The organism is Enterobacteriaceae endosymbiont of Donacia marginata, from assembly GCF_012567685.1.
Classification (GTDB): Bacteria; Pseudomonadota; Gammaproteobacteria; order Enterobacterales; family Enterobacteriaceae.
The window spans coordinates 352740-354322 of record NZ_CP046184.1 but is presented as its reverse complement, the minus strand read 5'-3'; the positions used below and the strand labels follow the sequence as shown (position 1 = coordinate 354322).

1 rRNA gene is annotated in these 1583 nt (G+C 46.3%); it reads left to right on the top strand.

From position 1 onward, the window contains the following. The first annotated feature begins 1 nt into the window (after position 1). Positions 2–1575, top strand: a 16S ribosomal RNA gene (locus tag GJU04_RS02310). Positions 1576–1583 lie beyond the last annotated feature (8 nt).

Sequence of the window (1583 nt, the reverse complement as noted above, 5' to 3'; positions counted from 1 at the left end):
AAAATTGAAGAGTTTGATCATGGCTCAGATTGAACGCTGGCGGCAAGCCTAACACATGCAAGTCGAGCGGCAGCGAAATAAAAAAAATTGTAAAATTTTTTTTATTGTCGGCAAGCGGCGGACGGGTGAGTAATATCTGGGGATCTACCTTTTGGAGGGGGATAACTATTGGAAACGATAGCTAATACCGCATAATGTCTTTACGACTAAAGTAGGGGATTTTATATTCATATAAAACCTTATGCCATTAGATGAACCCAGACGGGATTAGCTAGTAGGTAGAGTAAAAGCCTACCTAGGCGACGATCCCTAGCTGGTCTGAGAGGATGATCAGCCACACTGGAACTGAGACACGGTCCAGACTCCTACGGGAGGCAGCAGTGGGGAATATTGCACAATGGGCGAAAGCCTGATGCAGCTATGCCGCGTGTATGAAGAAGGCCTTAGGGTTGTAAAGTACTTTCAACAAGAAAGAAAAAATAAAATCTAATACATTTTATCATTGACGTTACTTGTAAAAGAAGCACCGGCTAACTCCGTGCCAGCAGCCGCGGTAATACGGAGGGTGCGAGCGTTAATCGGAATTACTGGGCGTAAAGAGCACGTAGGCTGTTAATTAAGTCAGATGTGAAATCCCTAAGCTTAACTTAGGAACTGCATTTGAAACTGATTAACTTGAGTTTCGTAGAGGGGGGTAGAATTCCAGGTGTAGCGGTGAAATGCGTAGATATCTGGAGGAATACCAGTGGCGAAGGCGACCCCCTGGACGAATACTGACGCTCAGGTGCGAAAGCATGGGGAGCAAACAGGATTAGATACCCTGGTAGTCCATGCTGTAAACAATGTCGACTTGAAGGTTGTAAGCTTGACTTATAGCTTTCGTAGCTAACGCGTTAAGTCGACCGCCTGGGGAGTACGACCGCAAGGTTAAAACTCAAATGAATTGACGGGGGCCCGCACAAGCGGTGGAGCATGTGGTTTAATTCGATGCAACGCGAAAAACCTTACCTGGTCTTGACATCCATGGAATTTAATAGAGATATTTTAGTGCCTTCGGGAACCATGAGACAGGTGCTGCATGGCTGTCGTCAGCTCGTGTTGTGAAATGTTGGGTTAAGTCCCGCAACGAGCGCAACCCTTATCCTTTGTTGCCATCAGTTCGGCTGGGAACTCAAAGGAGACTGCCGGTGATAAACCGGAGGAAGGTGAGGACGACGTCAAGTCATCATGGCCCTTACGACCAGGGCTACACACGTGCTACAATGGTATATACAAAGGGAAGCATCCTCGTAAGAGTAAGCGAATCTCACAAAATATATCTTAGTTCGGATTGGAGTCTGCAACTCGACTCTATGAAGTCGGAATCGCTAGTAATCGTAGATCAGAATGCTACGGTGAATACGTTCCCGGGCCTTGTACACACCGCCCGTCACACCATGGAAGTGGGTTGTAAAAGAAGTAAGTTGCTTAACCTTTATTTTTTTAAGGAGGGCGCTTACCACTTTATGATTCATAACTGGGGTGAAGTCGTAACAAGGTAACCGTAGGGGAACCTGTGGTTGGATCACCTCCTTTACTATAAG